Origin of the sequence: Micromonospora sp. WMMD812, assembly GCF_027497215.1 — a bacterium.
GTDB lineage: Bacteria > Actinomycetota > Actinomycetes > Mycobacteriales > Micromonosporaceae > Micromonospora.
On the sequence record NZ_CP114904.1, the window covers coordinates 1,595,803 to 1,615,328 of the forward strand.

The 19,526-nt window shown below is 69.0% G+C and carries 20 protein-coding genes; 8 read left to right on the forward strand and 12 right to left on the reverse strand.

Features of this window, described 5'->3' with window-relative positions; genetic code table 11:
- Positions 1–174 precede the first annotated feature (174 nt).
- Both O7603_RS07365 and O7603_RS07370 read left to right on the forward strand, forming a co-directional pair.
- Positions 175–1,002, forward strand: a complete 828-nt coding sequence (locus O7603_RS07365; RefSeq protein WP_281574923.1) for a hypothetical protein — start codon at positions 175–177, stop codon at positions 1,000–1,002.
- 284 nt (positions 1,003–1,286) lie between these two features.
- A complete protein-coding gene (locus tag O7603_RS07370; RefSeq protein ID WP_281574924.1) occupies positions 1,287–2,435 on the forward strand; it encodes a hypothetical protein in 1,149 nt (382 codons plus the stop codon).
- Positions 2,436–2,790: 355 nt separating this feature from the next.
- Here O7603_RS07370 and O7603_RS07375 read toward each other — a convergent pair whose 3' ends face one another.
- Together O7603_RS07375 and O7603_RS07380 are read right to left on the reverse strand one after the other, a co-directional pair.
- The gene (locus tag O7603_RS07375) at positions 2,791–3,039 is read right to left on the reverse strand and encodes a hypothetical protein (RefSeq protein ID WP_281574925.1); all 249 of its coding nucleotides are present in this window, start codon (positions 3,037–3,039) and stop codon (positions 2,791–2,793) included.
- 355 nt (positions 3,040–3,394) lie between these two features.
- A complete protein-coding gene (locus O7603_RS07380) occupies positions 3,395–4,231 on the reverse strand; it encodes an NAD(P)H-binding protein (protein ID WP_281574926.1) in 837 nt (278 codons plus the stop codon).
- 176 nt (positions 4,232–4,407) lie between these two features.
- Here O7603_RS07380 and O7603_RS07385 point away from each other — a divergent pair, with 176 nt between their 5' ends.
- Positions 4,408–4,779 (forward strand): helix-turn-helix domain-containing protein, encoded by a 372-nt coding sequence (locus O7603_RS07385; protein ID WP_281574927.1) that lies wholly within the window; start codon positions 4,408–4,410, stop codon positions 4,777–4,779.
- Positions 4,780–5,053: 274 nt separating this feature from the next.
- Positions 5,054–5,704, forward strand: coding sequence for an HAD family hydrolase (locus O7603_RS07390; protein ID WP_281574928.1), 651 nt, complete (start codon positions 5,054–5,056; stop codon positions 5,702–5,704).
- A 296-nt stretch (positions 5,705–6,000) separates the two neighbouring features.
- Here the strand turns inward: O7603_RS07390 and O7603_RS07395 are convergent, their stop codons facing one another.
- The 5 genes from O7603_RS07395 to O7603_RS07415 form a co-directional block, all read right to left on the reverse strand.
- Complete coding sequence (locus O7603_RS07395) at positions 6,001–6,867, reverse strand: hypothetical protein (protein ID WP_281574929.1); 867 nt, start codon at positions 6,865–6,867, stop codon at positions 6,001–6,003.
- Positions 6,864–7,361 carry a SigE family RNA polymerase sigma factor gene (locus tag O7603_RS07400; RefSeq protein WP_281574930.1) on the reverse strand — a complete coding sequence of 166 codons (498 nt, stop codon included), beginning with the start codon at positions 7,359–7,361 and terminating at the stop codon, positions 6,864–6,866. Before O7603_RS07400 ends, O7603_RS07395 begins: the two co-directional genes overlap by 4 nt.
- Positions 7,362–7,636: 275 nt before the next feature.
- Positions 7,637–7,762 (reverse strand): hypothetical protein, encoded by a 126-nt coding sequence (locus tag O7603_RS07405; RefSeq protein WP_281574931.1) that lies wholly within the window; start codon positions 7,760–7,762, stop codon positions 7,637–7,639.
- Complete coding sequence (locus tag O7603_RS07410; RefSeq protein WP_281574932.1) at positions 7,759–7,929, reverse strand: hypothetical protein; 171 nt, start codon at positions 7,927–7,929, stop codon at positions 7,759–7,761. The genes O7603_RS07405 and O7603_RS07410 overlap by 4 nt, the downstream gene beginning before the upstream one ends.
- Positions 7,926–8,717 carry a carboxymuconolactone decarboxylase family protein gene (locus O7603_RS07415; protein ID WP_281574933.1) on the reverse strand — a complete coding sequence of 264 codons (792 nt, stop codon included), beginning with the start codon at positions 8,715–8,717 and terminating at the stop codon, positions 7,926–7,928. The genes O7603_RS07410 and O7603_RS07415 overlap by 4 nt, the downstream gene beginning before the upstream one ends.
- A gap of 485 nt (positions 8,718–9,202) precedes the next feature.
- On the opposite strand from O7603_RS07415, the gene O7603_RS07420 reads away from it, so the two are divergent.
- Complete coding sequence (locus tag O7603_RS07420) at positions 9,203–9,499, forward strand: pilin (RefSeq protein ID WP_281574934.1); 297 nt, start codon at positions 9,203–9,205, stop codon at positions 9,497–9,499.
- 18 nt (positions 9,500–9,517) lie between these two features.
- The gene (locus O7603_RS07425; protein WP_281574935.1) at positions 9,518–10,414 is read left to right on the forward strand and encodes a hypothetical protein; all 897 of its coding nucleotides are present in this window, start codon (positions 9,518–9,520) and stop codon (positions 10,412–10,414) included.
- Positions 10,415–10,849: 435 nt separating this feature from the next.
- On the opposite strand, the gene O7603_RS07430 is transcribed toward O7603_RS07425, so the two are convergent.
- The 4 genes from O7603_RS07430 to O7603_RS07445 form a co-directional block, all read right to left on the reverse strand.
- Entirely contained in the window at positions 10,850–11,695 is an 846-nt protein-coding gene (locus tag O7603_RS07430; protein WP_281574936.1) for an alpha/beta hydrolase, read from the reverse strand.
- Between the two features lie 9 nt (positions 11,696–11,704).
- Positions 11,705–12,439, reverse strand: coding sequence for an alpha/beta hydrolase (locus tag O7603_RS07435; RefSeq protein ID WP_281574937.1), 735 nt, complete (start codon positions 12,437–12,439; stop codon positions 11,705–11,707).
- A gap of 66 nt (positions 12,440–12,505) precedes the next feature.
- A complete protein-coding gene (locus tag O7603_RS07440) occupies positions 12,506–14,773 on the reverse strand; it encodes an XRE family transcriptional regulator (RefSeq protein WP_281574938.1) in 2,268 nt (755 codons plus the stop codon).
- A gap of 90 nt (positions 14,774–14,863) precedes the next feature.
- Positions 14,864–15,526, reverse strand: coding sequence for a hypothetical protein (locus O7603_RS07445; protein ID WP_281574939.1), 663 nt, complete (start codon positions 15,524–15,526; stop codon positions 14,864–14,866).
- 45 nt (positions 15,527–15,571) lie between these two features.
- On the opposite strand from O7603_RS07445, the gene O7603_RS07450 reads away from it, so the two are divergent.
- Together O7603_RS07450 and O7603_RS07455 are read left to right on the forward strand one after the other, a co-directional pair.
- Complete coding sequence (locus O7603_RS07450) at positions 15,572–16,474, forward strand: PrgI family protein (protein ID WP_281574940.1); 903 nt, start codon at positions 15,572–15,574, stop codon at positions 16,472–16,474.
- Positions 16,471–18,234: a DUF87 domain-containing protein gene (locus O7603_RS07455; protein ID WP_281574941.1), complete on the forward strand. Its 1,764-nt coding sequence runs from the start codon at positions 16,471–16,473 to the stop codon at positions 18,232–18,234. The genes O7603_RS07450 and O7603_RS07455 overlap by 4 nt, the downstream gene beginning before the upstream one ends.
- 190 nt (positions 18,235–18,424) lie before the next feature.
- Here the strand turns inward: O7603_RS07455 and O7603_RS07460 are convergent, their stop codons facing one another.
- Entirely contained in the window at positions 18,425–19,261 is an 837-nt protein-coding gene (locus O7603_RS07460; RefSeq protein ID WP_281574942.1) for a MerR family transcriptional regulator, read from the reverse strand.
- Positions 19,262–19,526 lie beyond the last annotated feature (265 nt).

Below are 19,526 nucleotides of genomic sequence, written 5' to 3' on the forward strand. Positions count from 1 at the left end.
TGTCACGCCGGCCGTCGGACAGCCCCGTCAGCAGGCGGGCGGGATCCTCACCGCAGCGAACCTGACGCGACCTGTCCCGGTCTGACAAACGCTCGTGCTGTCAGGTCGGACTGTCCCAATCGAGGTCGCGGAGCCCTCGCAGTGGCGAAGCTCCCATCGAGAGGGGACGAGCCCATGGCAGCGACCATCCGTACGAGGACTGCCGACACGGCGCTGACCACCGCCGAGAAGGCATCCGCGCTCCTGACCTGCGAACCCGCGCCGCTGACGTTCGACGCCCGGCCGATACCGGGTCTGCCGGATACGACAATGCCGCTGGACGAGCTGCGCAAGCTGCTGGTGTACGAACGTTACGACAGCACCACCACCGACGAGCTGTGGCGGCAGTTGGCCCAACACGCCCGCGAATCGGGACCCGCTTGGGTCGTGGGCGCGATCGGCGTGGCGCTGCCCGCGCTGACGCACCTCGCGGCGAGGATCAGCCGCGGACACACCCGGCACGCCGACGACGTCGACTCCGAAGTCCTGGCCGGGTTCCTGCAGGCACTGCGCACGGCGGACCTCGCCCCGCCCCGGCTGTGGCTGCGGCTGTGCTGGGCCGCATGGCGCGCAGGCGCCGCAGTGGTCAAAGCCGACGAAGGCGAGGAGCTTCCGCTGGACCTGGCCGGCGGCTCACGGTCGCCGAGGATGCCGTACGGGCACCCGGACCTGCTGCTCGGCCGCGCAGCCGCCGCCGGCATGATCACCCCTGAAGCCGCCGAGCTGATCAGCGCTACCCGCTTCGGCGACGCGCTGATCGAGCACCTGGCCGCCGAGATGGGCGTGACCGCGTCGGCCCTGCGCATGCGTCGGCGCCGCACCGAACGCGTTGTGGGCGCCGCCGTCATTCGAGGCGACCTCTCCGGCCCGATCCGCCCGCCAGTCGGGATGCCCTGGCGGCGCGAAACGCCGATGGCCAGCGGTGACGAGGCGAACGGCTGGCGCGACCGGACGGTGGCGTAGGCGCTCCCGTCGATGCAAGCCGTCGATTCGTGCGCGGCACGCGCCGCAAAAACGCAAATCCCGTCGCGGGGCGCGGTGACCGCCCGGGACGTCTCCTACAACGGGCTCCTCACGCCCAACGCCTCGACGGTCATCGGCTCGATCCCCGCTTCCTGGCGATCTTCGAACGTCCAGGTCACGTCCCGGCGCGGCCCGTTTCAGCACATCGTGGACATCGACTGCTCCACAAGCGCGGGACGTGCATATTCTCCGGGCAATCCTCGCCCACCTTCAGGGGGCACACCATGCTCAAGACCTACACCACGAGCCAAAATCTTCGTCACTTTCCCGCCGAAGCCCAGCGGATAGCCGACGCGGCGATTCAGGACCGCGAGGAGCGCCTCCGAACGATCAGTACGGAGCGCAACCGCAAGGCCGCGGAGGTGGCGGCCGGCGCCAGTGACCGGCTGCGTCGCCTGCTGGGGGACGACAACTGGAAGGACCTGACGACGCTGATGCGCCAGGAGCGGCTGGCGCTTCGTGACCTGCTCCAGCCGCCACACGGCTTGGAGTCGACCTTCGCAGACCTGAACGAGGCCCGAAAACACAAGGCCGACGCGCTTCTGCGCACCCGGAAGATCCGGCGTGACGAGCTTGCCGAGATCAGGGAGGACTACCACGAGGCGATGACCGACGTCCTCGCCCCGGTGGATGAGCACGTCACCCCGGGCTTCCACCTGTCCAGCCACCTCGACAGGTGGCTGAGGCTGTCCCCGTTCCACGCGCATGCGCTTCCGTGGGGGGTCATCGTCCCGGACGGCGACCCGGGCCCGCACCGGTGGGAGGTCCACCGTCCGCCGTTCTTCGGGTTCAACTTCGGCTTCGTCCCAGTACGCAATGACAACTTCATCGTCGATCGGGTGCACACATTGAATCCGTCGCTCGGAGATGTCGGCATCACCGTCACGATGGACAACAGCGACGCCGGCGACTTCGACTACGCCTCGGCCGACGGCTTCAGCGCTGTAGCCTTCTCCTTCACGCCGGCGACGGCAGGTCTGATCGAGGTGCTCATCGACGCCCAGTGCGTTGAGGCGACGCACCGGTTGAGGACGGAGAACGAGTGGGGATGGTCGAACTCGACCACCGGACAGAGCAACTTCCTGATGCTCGACGTCCTGCACCCCAACGTTGCCGAGCCCTCGTACGCCCAGATGTCAGCCTTCCACCTGCAGACCGACGACGATTCCAGCCATGTCCGCGAGAACCTCAGCCGCGGCGCCCACTTCTTCGCGCACCTGTTCAGCGCCGGACCGGTGCCCGCAAATCAGCCCGTGATCGTGTGCGCGGGGACGCGGTCGTTCGACTTGAGCGGCACCAACGACGTCTCCATCCACAGCAGGTCTGACTTCCGGTGGTTCATCAGCTCGGTGGAGGTGCGGATCTCGCCATAGCCGGCATCCGTGGCGGTGGCCTGCGACGTCGCCGTCATCACGGATGGCTGGACCTCGGAGTGCGGCACCGCGTACGCGAAAGCCGTACGCGTCCGGCTCGCGACCTGACTGTGGGTCAGGACTCGCCGACGTTGGTGTCTGAAACACGCCCTGCTTGCGGAGCTCCCCCCTCGACCACAGCACGAACGTGTTGTCCAATGCCTCGGTACCGGGCCACCGCCCGCGGCAGACCGTCGTTCTGCACTCCTTGGTCCACCTCGTGATCCACGCCCGGCATCCCGGTCTCGGCCTCCACAATGCGGGCAAGGGCGTACGCCGTCGCGATGGCGCCATGCGCGCTGGCTGCCGTCGCTGTCTACCAGTAGGGGACTTCGATCGACGCGGAATCGCCCTCGTACCACAGTTGCATCGCCGGTTCTCTCAGCCACAGCTCAAGGTGCGTCCGGTACCGATCTACCTCAGCAGCGCCGATTTCCTGCCGAGTCCGCGAGACGATCCGCCGCCAGGCAGCTTCCTGCTTGTCCGTGAGTTGAAGTGAGGGCAGCTCGTCGACCAGGCCGTCATCGTCACGACCTGACACGAGGAAGCCGATCTCGTAACCCATCCTGGGACCAGTAAGTGGCGACTCCCGACGACGGCTGACGGCAGGCCGGCAGCAACCGCGCAGATCCCCGCCGGCCTCCAGCTCCGTGCTTGGTCGACCGGCGCCCGGTACGGCGACGAGAACGGTTCTACGAGCTCACGTTCGAGGAGAGGGGTCAGCTTCCACAGCATTCGCTGCTCGGCATCGCGCATGTCCCGTCGGTCGGCCTCCCCCTGGCTGTCTTGATGTTCGGTCTGAGTGTGCAGGCGCTCGCCCAGCGCTGAGGTGCGATACGGGGGCCCGCAAACGCGGCGGCGGTCTGCGGGTCATCCCCTCGGATCGCCGCCGACTGGTGACTCATTTCGTTGCCGGGTTGTCAACGGAATGCGTTGACGTGGCGTTCGGCCCAGTGCGCGAAGGTGCGCGGGGGCCGGCCGAGCAGCAGCTGGACGTGCGGCGTGAGGCGCTGCTCGGCTGGCGTTGGTTCGCCGAGGATGGACAGTGTGCCGTCGACGACGGGCTCGGGCATGAACTGCAGCATCTGTGTGCGTGCCTCGTCGTGTGATTGTTCGATGAAGTGAATCGGTTCGCCGATCGCGTCGGCGAGGTCGGCGGTGCGTTGCCGGGGTGTGCTGAGGGCGGGCCCGGTCAGTTCATAGATGTAGCCGACGTGTGCGTCATCTTGCAGAACTGTGGCGGCCACGTCGGCGATGTCGTCCGGGTCGATGATCGGCAGGCCGACGTCGCCGAACGGTGCGGCGACGGTCCTGCGGGCACGAACCGACTCGGCCCAGGCGTAGGTGTTGGAGGCGAATCCTCCCGGCCGCAGGATCGTCCAGGCCAGGCCGGAGGTCTCGGCTACCCGCTCGATGCCGCGCAGCGGTGCGTGCGACACCGACTGCGGGCGTGTTCCGGCTGCCTGGGACGACAGCAGCACCACCCGTTCGATCCCGCCGGCTTGACTCACCTTGAGGATCTGGTTCACGTCCAGGTCGGCACCGGCACCGGCGACCAGGAGGAACAGCGTGTGAGCGCCGGCCACCGCGGGCCGGAGGGTTTCCGGCTGGGCAAGGTCGGCCTGCTGGTATCGCACGCCCTCGGGTAGGTCGAGGGGCAGTTGTCCGCGCGACACCGCGGTCACTGCGCTGGTACGAGCGAGTGTCTTCAGCAGCGAACGACCGACGTTGCCCGTGGCACCTGTTACGACGATCATGATCAGTTCCCTTCGTTGTGCATGGGTCGCCTCCGCCCGGGTGCGACCTCGGCGTCGTGCCTGCGCAGCTGCGGTGCGGCGAACCGTAACAACGTCGGTATAGTAGGTACCTAGAGGAAAGTGGCTACCTGAGCGGAGCAACAATGGCGCAGAGTCAGGCGACGTGGCAGCCTCCGATGTCCGCCGATCCGGAACTGGCCTGCCCGATCGCCCCCGTCGTGGACATCGTGTTCAGCCGCTGGACGACCCCGATCCTGTGGGCGCTGCACGAGTACGGCCGGCAACGGTTCGTCGAGCTTGAACGCCGCCTGACCACGATCACCCCGAAGGTTCTCACCCAGCGGCTGCGGCAGCTCGAACGCGACGGTCTCGTTTCGCGTACGTACCATCCCGAGGTTCCACCGCGGGTCGAGTACGAGATCACCGAACTCGGGTCCAGCCTCGGCCCCCTCTTCGCCCACCTCGCGGATTGGGCTAACACCCACCTCGACGAGGTCGAGCAGTCGCGGCGCACTTACGACGCCCACCAGGCAAACCGGACGCGCTGACATCGGCACGACCGGACGCCGGCGGGCTCACGTGAGACGGTTGGCGCATGGGCGAATCCCGAAGCGGTGAGCTGCAACCGTCGGCATGACCGCGCGATCAGCGGCAGAAGTGTGCGTCCTTCTCGGTTCGGTCGTGCACCGGCCGCTGGTGCTGTCTCGCAAGGTGGTCGACCTGTCCGAGTTGGCCGTTACCTCGGCGGTGAGGGCGTTCCAGCGCCTTCGGTGGACAGGTGGGTCCGCCGGGTTGCCTCACCCACTCGACTAGCCTGTCCGGATGATCAATCCGATCGGGCTTGTCATCTTCGACTGCGACGGGGTGCTGGTCGACAGCGAGCGCATCGCGGTCCGCGTCAACGTCGCCCTGGGTGCGGAGCTGGGCTGGCCCCTGACCGAGGCAGAGGTCATCGAGCGCTTCATCGGCCGGTCCAGCACGTCCATCGGCGAACAGATCGCGGCCCGCCTCGGGCAGGGCGTGGCTGCCACCTGGGCGGACCGGTTCGACCTGGCACACCGCCAAGCGGTGGACGCCGGACTGACCGCCGTCGAGGGGATCAGCGACGCGCTCGACGAGATCACCCAGCCGACGTGCGTGGCCTCCAGCGGTACCCACGAGAAGATGCGCCACACCCTGGGCCGCACCGGCCTGTATCGCCGCTTTGAGGGCCGCGTCTTCAGCGCGACCGAGGTCGCCCACGGCAAGCCCGCCCCCGACCTGTTCCTGCACGCGGCGGCGGCGATGGGTGTCCCGCCCGCGGCGTGTGTCGTGGTCGAGGACAGCCGATACGGCGTGCAAGCGGCCCGCGCCGCCGGGATGCGCTGCTTCGGCTATGCAGGCGGGTTGACCCCCGCGCACCGGCTGGATGGCCCGGACACGGTGGTCTTCGACGACATGCGCAAACTCCCGGCTCTGCTGGACGCAGCCTGACCACCGGCGACGACCACAACATCAACTGCAGCACGCACGGAGAAGCCCTTGCCGCTGTCGAACGACCGCTCGTCGGCAGATCCGGGTGTCTGCCAGTCGGTTCCGACCGGCGTCGTTGACAGTGCGGTCCCGTAGGCGCCCGCGTCACGCCCTGCCGCCACAGTTTCGCGTCAACCCGCCAGGACCGACCTGACTCGAGACGATGCGCCGCCACAATGGCTGGCCGCATGGGGCGATCCCGGATGGTGTCCTCACGCCTAGGAGGAAAGAACAGCATCCGGGATCGCGTGTGGGTGTCAGCTGACGACTTGGGCGGCGATGGCCGTCGCCGCCGTCCGCAGTTCGGCCTTGGTCAGCAGCGGCGTGTCGCTGGTGACTCCGCTGCCGTCGCCCCCGAAGTAGTTCACCGCCAACAAGCGCAGGTAGTAACCCTGCGGAAGCTTGACCTGCACCTGGTAGAAGCGGTACTGCTTGCCGTTCTTCGCCGGGCTGGTCTCGGTCGTCTCCACCACCTCGAGGCCCTCGGGCGTCGTCGATGCCTGGCATGTACTGGGTTTCATGGGATCGCACCCAAACACGAGCGAGCAGACGCGCGGGCCGGAGTCCGAATCAGGGCCGGCGCTGCCCGGCGAGCTGCAGGTGTCCGGCCTGACCCACATGTACAAGCCGGCTTTCTTACCCTGGCGGGCCACACCAGAGCGGGCGGCCAACCCGACCGGATCCCGCTCGGCGTACATCGCCGGGTGGCCGTCCGGGAGGCGCTTTTCACCTGGGACGTCGGGCATGTAGATCCATCGGACGTCGGGCGCTGCCCCGGCGACTGCCGTCTCGAGCGCCACCCGCAGTTGGTCGAGGGTCTGCTGGATCGCCTTCGGATCGCTGGTGTCGAGCCGTAGCCCCGAGGTCGGCGCGGAGGGGGACGCCGACGCACCGGCGGATGCCGATACGGCGGGAGCCGTCACCGGCGGCCCAGGCTCAGGCTGGGCGCCACCGCTCAGGGCGATGCCGACCGCGATCGCGAGGCCGGTCGCCGCAAAGGCGGAGCCGCCTCCCGCCATGCGACGCACCAGGCTTCTGCGTCGCTGGCGTTGAATGATCCGGTCGACGTCGACCGTCGACGGCGGTGCGGTGCCGATGTGCTCGTCGAAGATCTGCTGATTCATGAAATGCTCCCAGGTGAGTACGCCAGGGTGCGCAGCGTCTCGAGCCCCCGCGCCGACTGGCTCTTGACTGTTCCCGCGGAGATTCCCAGCAGTTCCGCGGTCTCTTCGACCGAGTGGTCGAAGTAGAAGCGCAGCACGACGACTGCGCGCTGCCGTGGCGCCAGTTGCGCCAGCAACCCCGTCAGCTGATCCCGATCGTCGACCCGGTCCGGGTGCGTCCAGCCGTTCTCCGGTAGGTCCTCCACCGGCTGCTCCCGCCGCCAGGGCCGGCGGCGCTCGTCGAGCCAGGACCTCGTCAACACCCGCTGGGCGTACGCGTCCGGGTTGTCGGCCGCGGCCACCTTGCGCCAGTGCCGGTAGAGCTTGCGCACGACAATCGATGCCAGGTCGTCCGCGGCGTGCCAGTCATGACACAGCAGGTACGCCGCACGCCGCCAGCGGTCCATGCGAGCACCGACGAAGGCCCGGAATTCGTCCTCTTCGGACTGTCTCACGCTGCTCCTTCCCATCGCTTCCACTCGCACGACGGAGCGCACTCCCGGCGGGGTTGCATCGCAGCCGAGCTTTGAAGAAGTTCAGGCATCTCTCGTGGATCACGAACGCGGTGCACACGAATGCCGACAGTGATGATCGCAAGGACACGTCGGGCGGGGATGGCGTGAGCGACCGGGCTCATCTCCGACGGACCGATGATGAGCGCTGAATAAGCGCGCTCATCATCGGCTGCGAGCGGTGGCTATGTTCCGCAGGCCATGTGCGAGGCCAGGTATTAGTGGGGGTGCCGGTCGAGGTTCTTGCGGGCCGGGTCGTAGCGCATGGTGGTTCGCGGGTCGGTGCGGCTGGCGGCGATTTGCACGTCGCGCAGGCTGACGCCGGTGTCGAGCAGGGTCGTCACGAACGTGTGGCGAAGCAGGGGGGATGCATCCTCGGCATGTGGATCCCTGCGGCCTGGGCCAGGTGCTTGAGCCGGTGGGTGGCGGCGTGCCGGTCCATCCGCACGCCGAGGGTGTTGCGCAGGATCGGCCCGCTGGTGCGGTGGGCGACGTAGGGGTCCTCGGTCATGACGCGGACGCTACTCCCGGTCGCTCGGCCAGCGGCTTCAAGCCGCACGCGGAGGCGAAGCCGTCGGACTCGATGCCCAGCGCCACGTTGCCACGCGTGCTCATGTTCGCGAATGCGATCACCGAGGTGAGCTCGACCACGGCGGCAGGTCCCAGCTTCGCGTGCAGCCGGTCCACCAGCTCGTCGGTCACGGTCGGCGGTGTCTGACTCATCGCCTCGGCATACTCCAGGACGTCCCGCTCCAGCGGAGTGAAGACGTCCGCCTCCCGCCACCGCGGGATCTCGCGCGCCTTCTCCACGTCGAGCCCCTTGTTGCGAGTCTCGAAGTAGTTGAAGTCCAGGCACCACGTGCAGCCGACCAGCGACGCGACCGCCATGTGGGCGAACGACTTCAGGCCCTCGTCGCAGGCGTCCCACTTCTGCAGCTTGCCGCCGAGGCCGAAGCTGGCGAACAGCACCTTCGGGTTGTGCCAGTAGACGCCCACCGCCGTCGGCACCTTGCCCAGCTTCTTCTCGATCATCCGCCTGATCAGTGCTCCCTTGACGCCGGTGATCTCGGCGGGCGGGATGCGGGTCGTGTGCGCCATGTCGGCTCCTCGGTCGATGGCTGTGCCGACGGGTTGGTAGGTCGTCATGCCATGGAGACACCGGCCGGGCCGCGGGTGTGACATCGAGCGGGAGAAGAGACTGATCTGTTCGTCGTCGGCGTCGTCGTCGGCGTCGTACTCGAACATGGTCCAGGCGTCCACCGGAATCGACGAGATCGCGGTCTTGACCTTGGCGTCCACGCGCACGGTGACCGAGGCGCCCCCGCCCAACTAGAGTGCCGCGGCCGGGGCGCAGCGGAACGACCATCCGTGCGGGCGAGCGGAACGCGGCGCGCCGCCGCGACCAGCTGGGGTAGACGCGTGCCTTGCGTCGAGGAGCGGGCGCGGTTCGATCTTGAGCTGGCGGGAGGCGCGAAGCGCTTCTAGCGCCGGCCTGACGCGGCGACGTCAGCCGCTGACCGGACGTGTCAGGCCGTGACAGGTGGGTGGCGAGTTCGATCGGCCTGACAGCAGAGTTCTGGGCGGTGCATGTCATCCACGGCATGCCCGCCCGGCGGGGACCGTCATTCCGGCGGGGCCGGCGGTCCGGCATGGTCGGCGCGGCGTACTGACACCGCGAACCCTTCACCACTGGTAAGGGAGGAGCGCCCCCACCGGACCACACCCGGTCCCTTTGGCCTTGGTCCCCGCCGCGGCGGCCCGCAGATCTTGGGTGGAGCGCCGTCATGCACACGACTCTCTCGGTTCTGTCCGACCTCACCGCCGCCGCGCCGTCGCCGGTGGCGGCCCCGAAGAGCATCAGCGAGGTCATCTCGAGTATCACCGGTTGGATCATGGGCCTGCTCGCGTTGGTCGCGACAATGTTCCTGGTGATCGGTGGCCTGCGGTACATGGCCGCCGGCGGCGACCCGGCCCAGGTCGAGCAGGCGAAGGGCAACGTCAAGTCCGCGTTGGTCGGCTACGCCCTCGCCGTGCTGTCCCCGGTCATCCTGCAGGTGCTGCAGGGCATCATCGGCGGCTGAGGCATGGTCGACTGGCTGATGAATGACCTGATCAGCTGGCTCGCCGAGAAGGTCAACGAGCTTCTCGGCGGTCTGCTGGCCATCCTGACATCGTCGATCTTCCTGTCGCCGGACGTCACCGTCCTGCCGCAGGTGACGGCGATCGCCGGCACGAGCGCGCTGGTCGTCACCGCCTGCTTCCTCCTCGCGATCGTCGCCGTCGGCGTCGCGGTGATGGTCGGCGACTCGGTGGAGATGCGCTACGGCATCAAGGAGCTGATCCCCCGGCTCGTTGTCGGGTTCGTGCTGTCCGCGTTCGCGGTCCCGTTGACCGGGGTGCTCATCGACGTCGCCAACGCCCTGACGGTGTCGATGACCGGCGTGTCCGCGCCCACCACCGAGATGATCACCTTCGTGCGGGGGCGCATCGCCTCGGCGATGACCGACGAAAGTTCCGCGCTGCTGATCGCCGTCATCGGGCTGCTCATCGTCGTGCTGATGTTCCTGCTCGGCGGCAGCTGGCTCGTGCGGGTCGGGGTGCTGATCGTCCTGGCGGGGGTCGCTCCGGTGGCGTTGGCCTGCTACGCCACGCCGTGGACGCAGGGCGCTGCGCAGTTGTGGTGGCGTACCCTTTTGGGTTGCCTGGCCACGCCCACGCTGCAGGCGGTCGCGTTCTCGGCGGGCATCAACCTGCTGGTCGACCCGGAGTCGAACCTGCCGATCCTGCTCGGTCTGCCCGGTTCGGACACGGTGAACCTGATGCTGGTCATCGTCGTGCTCTGGGTCACCCTCAAGGTTCCCGGGATGATGCGCCGGTACGTGACCCGCGCCGGGTCATCGAACACCGGTGGGGTTCTGCTGCGCGCGGTGCTCATTCAAGGCGTCACCCGTCACCTGCCGCTCGGCCGGCTCGCTGCTGTGCGGGGTGGGCGGTGACCCCGCGAGGACACCTCCCCGCGCGCTGTCGTCTCGACGGGCACTCCATCCGGCCTCTTTCCGAGGATCGCTGTTGGGTTGAGGAGCACGAGCCACCTGCTGCACCTCGCGTCTGGCGACGTTGGACGGGTAGTGCTGAAGGGTCAATTCGAGCCGCGAAGCTGACCCGTGTCTTTCCACGATCGAATCACGGAAGCCGCCCGCTCCGACCACCAAGCCTGGCGGTCGGAGCGGCAGCGTGTACGGATAGCCCGGGTTACGGAGAAAGTCCGAGTACAGGTAGATGAGAATGCGTAGGTCCTGAGCGTCGGCGAATTCGTGAGATCCCGGAAGCCATTCGGTGTCGTGTCGCGACCCGAGGCCGTGGTTAGCGTGATCCTGTGGGCGGCGCAGGCGGTCTGCTTGCTCAGACGGGTGAGGCCGGGTCGCAGATCATCATCCGGTACGTCGGTCGGCGTCGATGATGAGCTGGGTGACCAGATCGGGGTGGCTGACCATCGCGCAGTGCGACGCCGCGACCGACACCGTCTTGCGCGCGTTGGTCCGCTGGTATTCGAAGCGCTGCAACGCGGGCGGGATGGCCTTGTCCTCGGTGGCGATCAGCCCCCACGAGGGGATGGTGTGCCAAGCGGCGGCCTGGGTCAGGTCGGCGAAGCACTGCGCGCTGAAGGGCCGCTGCGTCGCCGCCATGATTTTGGTGGTGGAGGCGGGCAGGTCAGCGGCGAACACGTGCCGCAGCTTGTCGGCCCGGAGGTACAGGTCGGTGCCGGTGGTGCCGTCGGGGTTCGGGTACGGGACCGGGTTGAGGGCGGCCTGGATCTCGCTGCCCGGGTACGTGGAGATGAGCTCGCCGAGTGACTCGCCGGTGTCTGGGACGAACGCGGCGACGTACACGAGGGCTTTGACGTTGGGTGCGGCGGCCGCGGCGTTGGTGATGACGGCGCCGCCGTAGGAGTGTCCGGCGAGGATGACCGGGCCGTTGATGCCGGCCAGGACGCTGGCGAGATAGGCGGCATCGGTCGGTAGGCTGCGCAGCGGGTTGGCCGGGGCGATGACGGTGTAGTCGCGCCGTTGCAGCTGCGCGACGACGCCGTTCCAGCTGGCGCTGGCGTCGGCGAAGCCACCATGCACGAGCACGACGGTCGGCTTGGCCGAGCCGCTGGGTCTGGTCGAGCTGGTGTTGCCGGCCGTGGCAGGGCTGGCCGCGATACCGGTGGCGGTGGCGGCTAACGCGACGCCGGCGGCGCCGACGAAGGTGCGACGGGACATGTTGGCAGACAAGAAGAACTCCTACAGCGTGACCGCGGTGGCGGCTTGGCGGATGAGGTCGACGACGGCGCCGGGCTGAGAGGCGTAGACGGCATGGCTGCCGATGGCTTCCACGACGGTGGCTCCGGCGCGCTGGGCCATCGAGCGCTGCGCCGGGGGCGGGATCATGCGGTCTTCGGTGGCGACCAGGTACCAGCTGGGCTTGCGCCGCCACGCGGGTTCGCTAACCGCACCGGCCAAGGCTCCGACGCCCCACGGCACCTGCGAGTCGGCCAGGAAGGCGGCCTCCTCGGCCGGCAGGTCGGCGGCGAACGAGTCGTGAAACTTGTCCCGATCCAGGAACAGGAACCCGTCACGCGACGGCAGGATCGGCGGCACCGGCGCGCCGGGGGGCGGATCGGCGATCAGGGTGTTGACCGACTCGCCCTTGTCCGGGGCGAAGGCGGCGACGTAGACCAGCGCGGCCACGGCGTCGTGGGTGCCGGCTTCGCTGATGACCGCGCCGCCGTAGGAGTGTCCCACCAGGATGGCCGGGCCGTCGAGGCCGTCGAGGATGAAGCGGGTCGCGGCGGCGTCGCCTTCCAGGGACAGGGTCGGGTTCTGCACGACCTTGACGGTGAACCCGTCGCGGGTCAGCAGCCGGTGTACCGTCTGCCAGCCGGACCCGTCAACGAAACCGCCGTGCACCAGCACGACGTTGCGGACAGTTGCTGTGCTCATGGAACGCTCCTGAGTCCAGGGCAGCGGGCCGATCACCCGCCGCTTTCGCCTCCCATGCAAATCGCCGCGGCAGCGCTGGCACAGGCAGAACAGGATGCAGAACTAGGAACTGACGGCGCTGGCGCCTCTCGCGGCGGCCTTGTCCCGGCAGCCGGCCGCGTCGTCGTGCCGTCCGATCGACTCGTAGATCGCGGCGGCCCGCCGCAGTGCCTCCTGCGCCTCGGCGGCGTTGTCGTTCCCATACAGATCGTCGCCGAGTATGCGCAGCACCGTCGCCTGGGCATCAAGCATCTGTATGCGTTCAAACAGGGCCGCGGCGCGCCGCGCCAGGGGGACACCGTCGCTGCCGCGGCCGAGCTGTCCCAGCGCCCGCGCCGTCATGCCCAGCACGTAGGGCTGGGTCATCTCCACGGTCGAAGGTGCCATGCCCGAGGCGGGATCCTCGGTCATCTCGAGCGCGCGCTGGAAGCAGGCCAGCGCTTCGCCGACCTCCCCGAGCCGCATCCCGATGTCGCCGCGCCCGATCAGGGTCTGGCAGATGGCGTCGGCGTCGGCGAGCTGTTCGAACAGCTCGGCTGCGGCGCGCACCGCGTCCATGGCCAGGCGCAGCTGGCCCATTCTCATCCGGGCGCGGCCAATGTTCTGCCACGCCCACGCCTCCTCCTGAACGTCTCCGCCTTGGCGTGCCAGGGCCAGCGCCTGTTCGGCATAGGCCAGCGCCGGCTGACCATCCTGCTCGAGCACCGTGTGGGTGCGCGAAAGCGCGTTGAGAAACGCCGCCTGCCGGGCGGTGTCGCCGATCGCGGCGGCCGAGTCGTGCCCAAGCAGGTACACCTCGGCCCAGTGAGGCCAGTAGCGCAGGCGGCCGACGAGCCGCCGCGTGGCGGCAACGGCCTGGACGACCAGGCGATGATCGCCGGCCGCTGCGGCATCGGCGAGCGCCGGGAACCAATGTCCGGCCTCGGCCCGGATCCAAGCCACGGCTTCCTCACGGGAGCGGAAATCGGAGCCAGCCGCGTCAGCTGGGTCCGGCGCGAACCACTGTCCCGCCGCGGCGAGCGTCGACAGGAGCCAGGAGACCATCCGGCGGTGGCTGGCCGCTACGGCGACGGCATCGTCGTCCTGTTCAAGGCGTTGCTGCGCGTACAGCCGCACCAGGTCATGCAACCGGTACCGGCCTGCCTGCGCCGCCTCCACCAGCCCAAGATCCACCAGATCGTCGAGGTGGTCCTCGGCCTCCGGGACCGTCACCTCACCGGTCGCCGCGGCCAATGCGGCGCTGAAGTCCGGCCCCAGCGACAGTGCCGTGCGGCGGAACACCTGCCGGGTGATCCTGGGCAGCTGCTCATAGGACATCCCGAAGGCCGCGGCGACCTTCAGATCGCCAGCGCTGAGCTGGTCGAGCCGCCGCTCGGCGACCGACAACCGTGTGGTCAGGTCGGCGACGCTCCAGATCGGTCGTGAGACGAGCCGGTTTCCCACGATGCGCACCGCCAGCGGCAAACCACCCAGCAGATCCACCAAGCCATGCAGGTCGTTGTCGTGCGACAGGTCCACCCGCTCGGCGAGGATCCGCCGCAGCAGGTCGGTGGAGTCGCCCGGCGGCATCGGGTCCAGGTGAAGCCGTTGCACGCCTTCGAGTCCGGCTAGCAATCGTCGGCTGGTGACCAGGAGCTGGCTGCTCCCGCTGCCGGGAAGCAAGGGGCGTACCTGCGCCTCTGATGCGGCGTCATCCACGACCACGAGCACCCGCTTGTCGCGCAGCACCTGCCGGTAGCGCCCAGCACGCTCGGCCGTGTCGTCGGGAATCTGCTGCTCCCGCACGCCCAGCGCCCGCAGGACCCGCGCGAGAATTTCGTCCTCGGCGAGCGGCCGCTTGCTCATCCCCAACGCATCGACGAAGCACACCCCGCCGGGGAACCGGTCACGCACATGGTGGGCGGCTCGTACCACCAGCGTTGTCTTGCCCATCCCGGCGCCGCCGGTGATCACGGCCGCGCCCGACCGGTCGGCCGAGCCGGTAAGCGCGTCCACCTGGCGGAAGATCCACGCCTGCTCGGCCGTCCGGCCGGTGAAATCGGCGATGGACCCCGGTAGCTCGCACAGGCCCGCTGCGGCCGCCAGGTACGCCGGCCTCGTCCGACCGGCCTTGGCCAGCGCGACCAGTTCCTCCCGTTGGGCACCTTCGAGTTGGAGCGCGTCGGCGATCAACGCCACCGTCCGCCGTTGAGGCCCGAGCGCCCGCCCGCGTTCCATGTCACTGAGCGCCCGAACACTCACCCCCGAGGCCTCGGCCAGCTCCTCCAACGTCAAACCAGCGGCATGCCGCGCCTGTCGCAGCGCCGTTCCGAACGATGCCCTGCCACCCATCCCACAATCATGGACCTCGCAGGCACCTGCTCTCACCACCAGGTCACCGGCCCGGACCGGGCACGGAGCCTGCCTGAACCGCCGCGCCAACTAGCGAGGAGTGGAGGAAGGTCGGGCCGCGCCGCAGATGTATCCCTCCGGTAGCCGTTCCCCTAGACGGACACCCGCCGCGGGAGGCTTCGGCGTGAGCCGAAACGAGTGCTGCCGGAGGAGCTCCTGGTTCTCGGGATCGCCGGGATGCGCCAGCGCCCGGCCCCGCACGAGGGCGGGGACTTGGCCGTGGCGAAGCCAGTTGTAGATAGCGCCGGCGGGGTACTGGCGCTGCGTCGATTCGGTGTTCTGGCGCACCTGCGCCGAGATCGACTGCCGCACAGAGACGAGCGCCAGCCGCGACAGATGAATCGCGGTGATCTTCGCCGTCGGGATCATCGCGCCCGCCCGCGGCCAGATCGGCTCGACCATGTTCCCCACCGCCATCACGGCCTGGCGAACGTCCCGCCCGCTCAGCAGTCCGCGTTCCGGTCCGACAGGGCCGTCATCGCTGGCCTCGCTGTCGGGAGCCTGTCCACGGGAATCCGCCATTCCCCACGCCGGATCAATCTTGTCGATCAACGCACGCGCCGGCGACAAACCTTGGCCGATCCGATGACCCAGCAACTCCACGGTCGGTCCAGTCATGAGCCACCCTGATGCGCCTCCTCCCTCGACCGCACACAACAACAGACCATGCCGTTTGCGCTGCGTGAACAGCACGACAGCGCAGCCCCTCCAACCAGTGGAAAGGATGGATGATCACAAATGACCCCAAAACCAGACGCAACTGACGGGCCTTATCGGGCACGGATTCCGGCCAACGTCAACGAGCCCGACCGCATCGCCTTCGGGCTGACGTTCCGGCAGCTGGCCATTGTCGGCGGTACCGGCCTGGCCGGCGTCGGCCTCTACCGCGTGTTCGGGCATCTGCTTCCTGCGGTGGCCTGGATCATCGCCGGGATCGTCGGGTTCGCCTTCGCGATCGTGCTGGCGCTCGGCCGCCGCGACGGCCTGCCGCTGGACATGTGGCTACGGCACGCGATCGCGCTCAGCCGCGGCCCGCGCACGCTCGCACCAGGTACGGCTCGGCCCAGCGCCGTCGCGGCCATCGCCGGCAAGCCGAAAGTGCCGGCGCCGCTGCGCTCTCCGGTCACGGCGGTCAGCCCATCCGGTGTGCTCACCAGCGAGGACGGCGACAAGGTCCTGATTGCCTGCGGCACCACGAACATTCACCTGCGCACCGGCGGCGAGCAGGGCGCGCTGCTAGAGGGGTTCGGCCGGTTCCTCAACTCGCTGACCGGTCCGGCGCAGATCGTGGTGGCCGCGCAGCGGCACGACCTGACCGGGTACGCGCAGGCGACCGTCGACTATGCGCCGCGCCTATCGCATTCGGCCTTGCAGACCGCCGCCGGCGACTACGCCGAGTTCCTCCTCGACCTCGACGCCCAGCGCGATCCGTTACGCCGCCAGGTCCTCGCCGTCGTCACCGGCGAGCACGCCACCGAGAGCGCCGTACGCGCCCTGTCCGGGCTCGGCGTCGAAGCCGCCGCGCTGGACGGGCCGGCCGTCACCGCCGCCCTGACAGCCGCAGTCGATCCGTTCTCCGCCCCGCCGCCTGACCCGCGAGCGGTGCCGGGCACCCCGATCACCTTCCGGAGCACATCGTGAACCTGTGGAAGCCCAAGAAGAGCGTCGCGGTCGGGGAGGCCGTGCCGTCCCCAGCCGCGCTGTCGGTCACGCCGTCGCACGTGCAGGTCGGCGACGGGTACGCCGCCACCTACGCGGTCTGCGGCTATCCGGCCGAGGTCGGCCCGGCCTGGCTCGACCCGCTGCTGTCCTACCCCGCCCGAGTCGACGTCGCGGTGCACCTGGACCCGGTGCTGGCACCGCTGGCCGCGCCGATGCTCAAGCGCCAGCGCGCCCGCCTCGAATCGTCGCGCCGGCTGGACGCCGACTCCGGGAGGCTGGGCGACCCGATGGTCGAGGCGGCAGCGGCCGACGCCGCCGACCTCGCCGAACGCGTCGCCCGGGGGGCAGCGAAGCTGTTCGAGGTCGGCATCTACATCACCATCCACGCCCGCACCCTCGACGAGCTGCGTACGGTCACCGCGGGGGTGAAATCCGCCGCCGCCAGCGTGCTGCTGGATCTCCAGCCGGCGACGTTCCGCCACCAGCAGGGCTGGATCTCCACCCTGCCCATCGGCGTAGACCCGCTGCGGATGCGCCGCATCCTCGACACCACCGCCCTCGCGGCGGCGTTCCCCCTCGCCTCGGCGGACCTCGCCGCACCCGCCCCCGGCGTCGTCGCCCCACCCGAGGGCGTGCTGTACGGGGTCAACACCACCAGCAACGGGGTGCTGCTGTGGAACCGGTGGGCGCAGGACAACCACAACAGCGTCGTCCTCGCCCGCTCCGGCGCGGGCAAAAGCTACTTCGTCAAGCTCGAAGTGCTGCGCAACCTGTACCAGGGCACAGCGGTGTCGGTCATCGACCCCGAGGACGAGTACACGCCCCTCGCCGCGCACGTCGGCGGCACCGTGGTGCAGCTCGGCCAACCGGACGTGCGCATCAACCCCCTCGACCTGCCCACCGACCAGCGCCCGGACACGCTGACCCGGCGGGGTCTGTACCTGCACACGCTGATCTCGGTCATGCTCGGCGCCACCCCGCCGCCAGCCGAACGCGCCGCCCTCGACCGGGCCATCACCACCACCTACCACCGGGCCGGGATCAACAGCAACCCGGCGACCTGGACCCGACCTGCGCCGCTGCTGCGGGACCTGGCCGCGGTGCTCGCCGACGACGACGATCACGCCGCCGGGCAACTCGCCGCGCGGCTCGCCCCCTGGACCGTGGGAAACTTCGCCGGCCTGTTCGACGGGCCGACCACCACCATCCCGCGCGGGCACCTGGTGGTGTGGTCGCTGCGGCACCTGCCCGACGAGCTACGCACCGTCGGCACCCTGCTGGCCCTCGACTCCATCTGGTCCGCCATCGACACACCCACCGCAACCGCCCGCCGGCGCCGGCAGCTGGTGGTGGTGGACGAAGCGTGGCTGCTGATGCGCGACGGCGAAGGCGCACGGTTCCTGTTCCGGATGGCGAAGGCCGCCCGCAAGCGGTCCGCGGGGCTGTGCATCATCACCCAGGACGCCGCCGATGTGCTGTCGACCGACCTCGGCCTCGCCGTGGTGTCCAACGCCGCGACCCAGGTCCTGATGCGGCAAAGCACCCAGTCGATCGACGCGGTGTCCGAGGCGTTCAACCTGACCGCCGGGGAGTCACGGCTGCTCCTGTCGGCACCCAGAGGCGAGGGTCTGCTCGTCGCCGACCGCGCCCGGATTCCGTTCCGCAGCGTCGGGTCGGCCGCTGAGCACAAGATCGCCGTGACTGGCTTCGAGATCGAGGAATCTCACCCAGCCCCGTAACCGTCCATCACTTCGACCACTCGGTCGGGACGCATGACACAGCCGTGAGACTGGGTCATGCCGGCATCTGCTTCTGCCGCCGACCGCGCACTACCGTCTGTCACCGCCAGTGAGCGAGTCCTGCGCTCGGTCGTGCCGATGTCAGGGCGGTCAGCTTGCTGCCGACCGCTGCGAGCCTGCGCCTTGTGCCCTATGCCCGAGTCACTTCGAGCTGGAATTCGTGTACCCAGTTGGCCGGGTTCTGTGGATCGAACTGGAGGCAGACTTCCCGGGCATAACCCGCCGGCTTGTACCCGTTGTCGTCGATCCAACGGGCCAGGATCTGCATGCTGCGGAATGCCTCGTCCATCGGACCACGGTGCACGATCGTCGCTGCTGACTCGATACGCGGCAGGTCGAGCAGGTCGAGGCCATGAGCGGCGCTCGTGTCGGATGCCACCTCGACGGCCGCGTGCACGCGCACGGCCTGCCCGTCGCCGCCTGCGCCGGGGTCCGGCTCGTAGTACGCGATCGGTGCCCCGCTCGGGCGAACTCCAGTAACGCCCAGGCGGCGCCACATCTCGTTGTACAACGGTCCGATCACCGGGCCGATGTCCTCAGCGTCGTAGCTGGCAGCCAGCGCGGACAGTTCGGCCACACGGGCGGGCGCGATCTGCTTGAGTACCACGTCCTCGGTGCTCATGTATCCCTCCTCCTCGATCATGCGCAGTCGCGCCTCGATGCTGATCACCCGGGCGGTGTCGGCGCTCAACTGCACCTCTAGCTGCGCTCGACGAAGCCGCAGCATGCCGTGCAGCTGCTCGACGCCGACCTTGTCGTCGAGAATGGCAGCGACCTTCTCAAGGGTCAGGCCGAGATCCTTCAAGGCGATGATCCGGTTGAGCCGGCGCAGCTGGTCGGCCTGGTAATAGCGGTACCCGGTGGCCGGGTCAGTCTTGGCTGGCGTCAGCAGCCCGATCGCGTCGTAGTGACGCAGCATGCGCACCGATACGCGACCAAGCGCGGCGAAGTCTCCGATGCTGAACACGACTCCATCCTGGCCCCTGACACGATGTGAGAGTCAACAGCCGAGGCGTCCGCACATCCGCGGACAGCGTGTCACGGAGCGTGACCGACTGCCACGCGGTGGAGTGTCCGGAAGTGCCGAGAAGCGGACGTCGCGCTCGATGCCGTCGGCTCGCCGGGCCCGCGTGCCCTGCCGTCGTCGTGCACGACGGCGATCGGTACGACTAGCGCGCCTGCGGGATGTCGGAGCCGTAACGGGTCGGCCGCCGCCGACACGGCGGTCGATC

What these genes read in the sequence shown, in the direction of transcription:
- O7603_RS07370 (WP_281574924.1), top strand. Translation starts at nt 1,287, where the DNA reads ATGCTCAAGACCTACACCACGAGCCAAAATCTTCGTCACTTTCCCGCC.
- O7603_RS07450 (WP_281574940.1), top strand. Translation starts at nt 15,572, where the DNA reads ATGACCCCAAAACCAGACGCAACTGACGGGCCTTATCGGGCACGGATT.
- O7603_RS07390 (WP_281574928.1), top strand. Translation starts at nt 5,054, where the DNA reads ATGATCAATCCGATCGGGCTTGTCATCTTCGACTGCGACGGGGTGCTG.
- O7603_RS07395 (WP_281574929.1), bottom strand. Translation starts at nt 6,867, where the DNA reads ATGAATCAGCAGATCTTCGACGAGCACATCGGCACCGCACCGCCGTCG.
- O7603_RS07375 (WP_281574925.1), bottom strand. Translation starts at nt 3,039, where the DNA reads ATGGGTTACGAGATCGGCTTCCTCGTGTCAGGTCGTGACGATGACGGC.
- O7603_RS07380 (WP_281574926.1), bottom strand. Translation starts at nt 4,231, where the DNA reads ATGATCGTCGTAACAGGTGCCACGGGCAACGTCGGTCGTTCGCTGCTG.
- O7603_RS07365 (WP_281574923.1), top strand. Translation starts at nt 175, where the DNA reads ATGGCAGCGACCATCCGTACGAGGACTGCCGACACGGCGCTGACCACC.
- O7603_RS07420 (WP_281574934.1), top strand. Translation starts at nt 9,203, where the DNA reads ATGCACACGACTCTCTCGGTTCTGTCCGACCTCACCGCCGCCGCGCCG.
- O7603_RS07410 (WP_281574932.1), bottom strand. Translation starts at nt 7,929, where the DNA reads ATGACCGAGGACCCCTACGTCGCCCACCGCACCAGCGGGCCGATCCTG.
- O7603_RS07385 (WP_281574927.1), top strand. Translation starts at nt 4,408, where the DNA reads ATGTCCGCCGATCCGGAACTGGCCTGCCCGATCGCCCCCGTCGTGGAC.
- O7603_RS07440 (WP_281574938.1), bottom strand. Translation starts at nt 14,773, where the DNA reads ATGGGTGGCAGGGCATCGTTCGGAACGGCGCTGCGACAGGCGCGGCAT.
- O7603_RS07425 (WP_281574935.1), top strand. Translation starts at nt 9,518, where the DNA reads ATGAATGACCTGATCAGCTGGCTCGCCGAGAAGGTCAACGAGCTTCTC.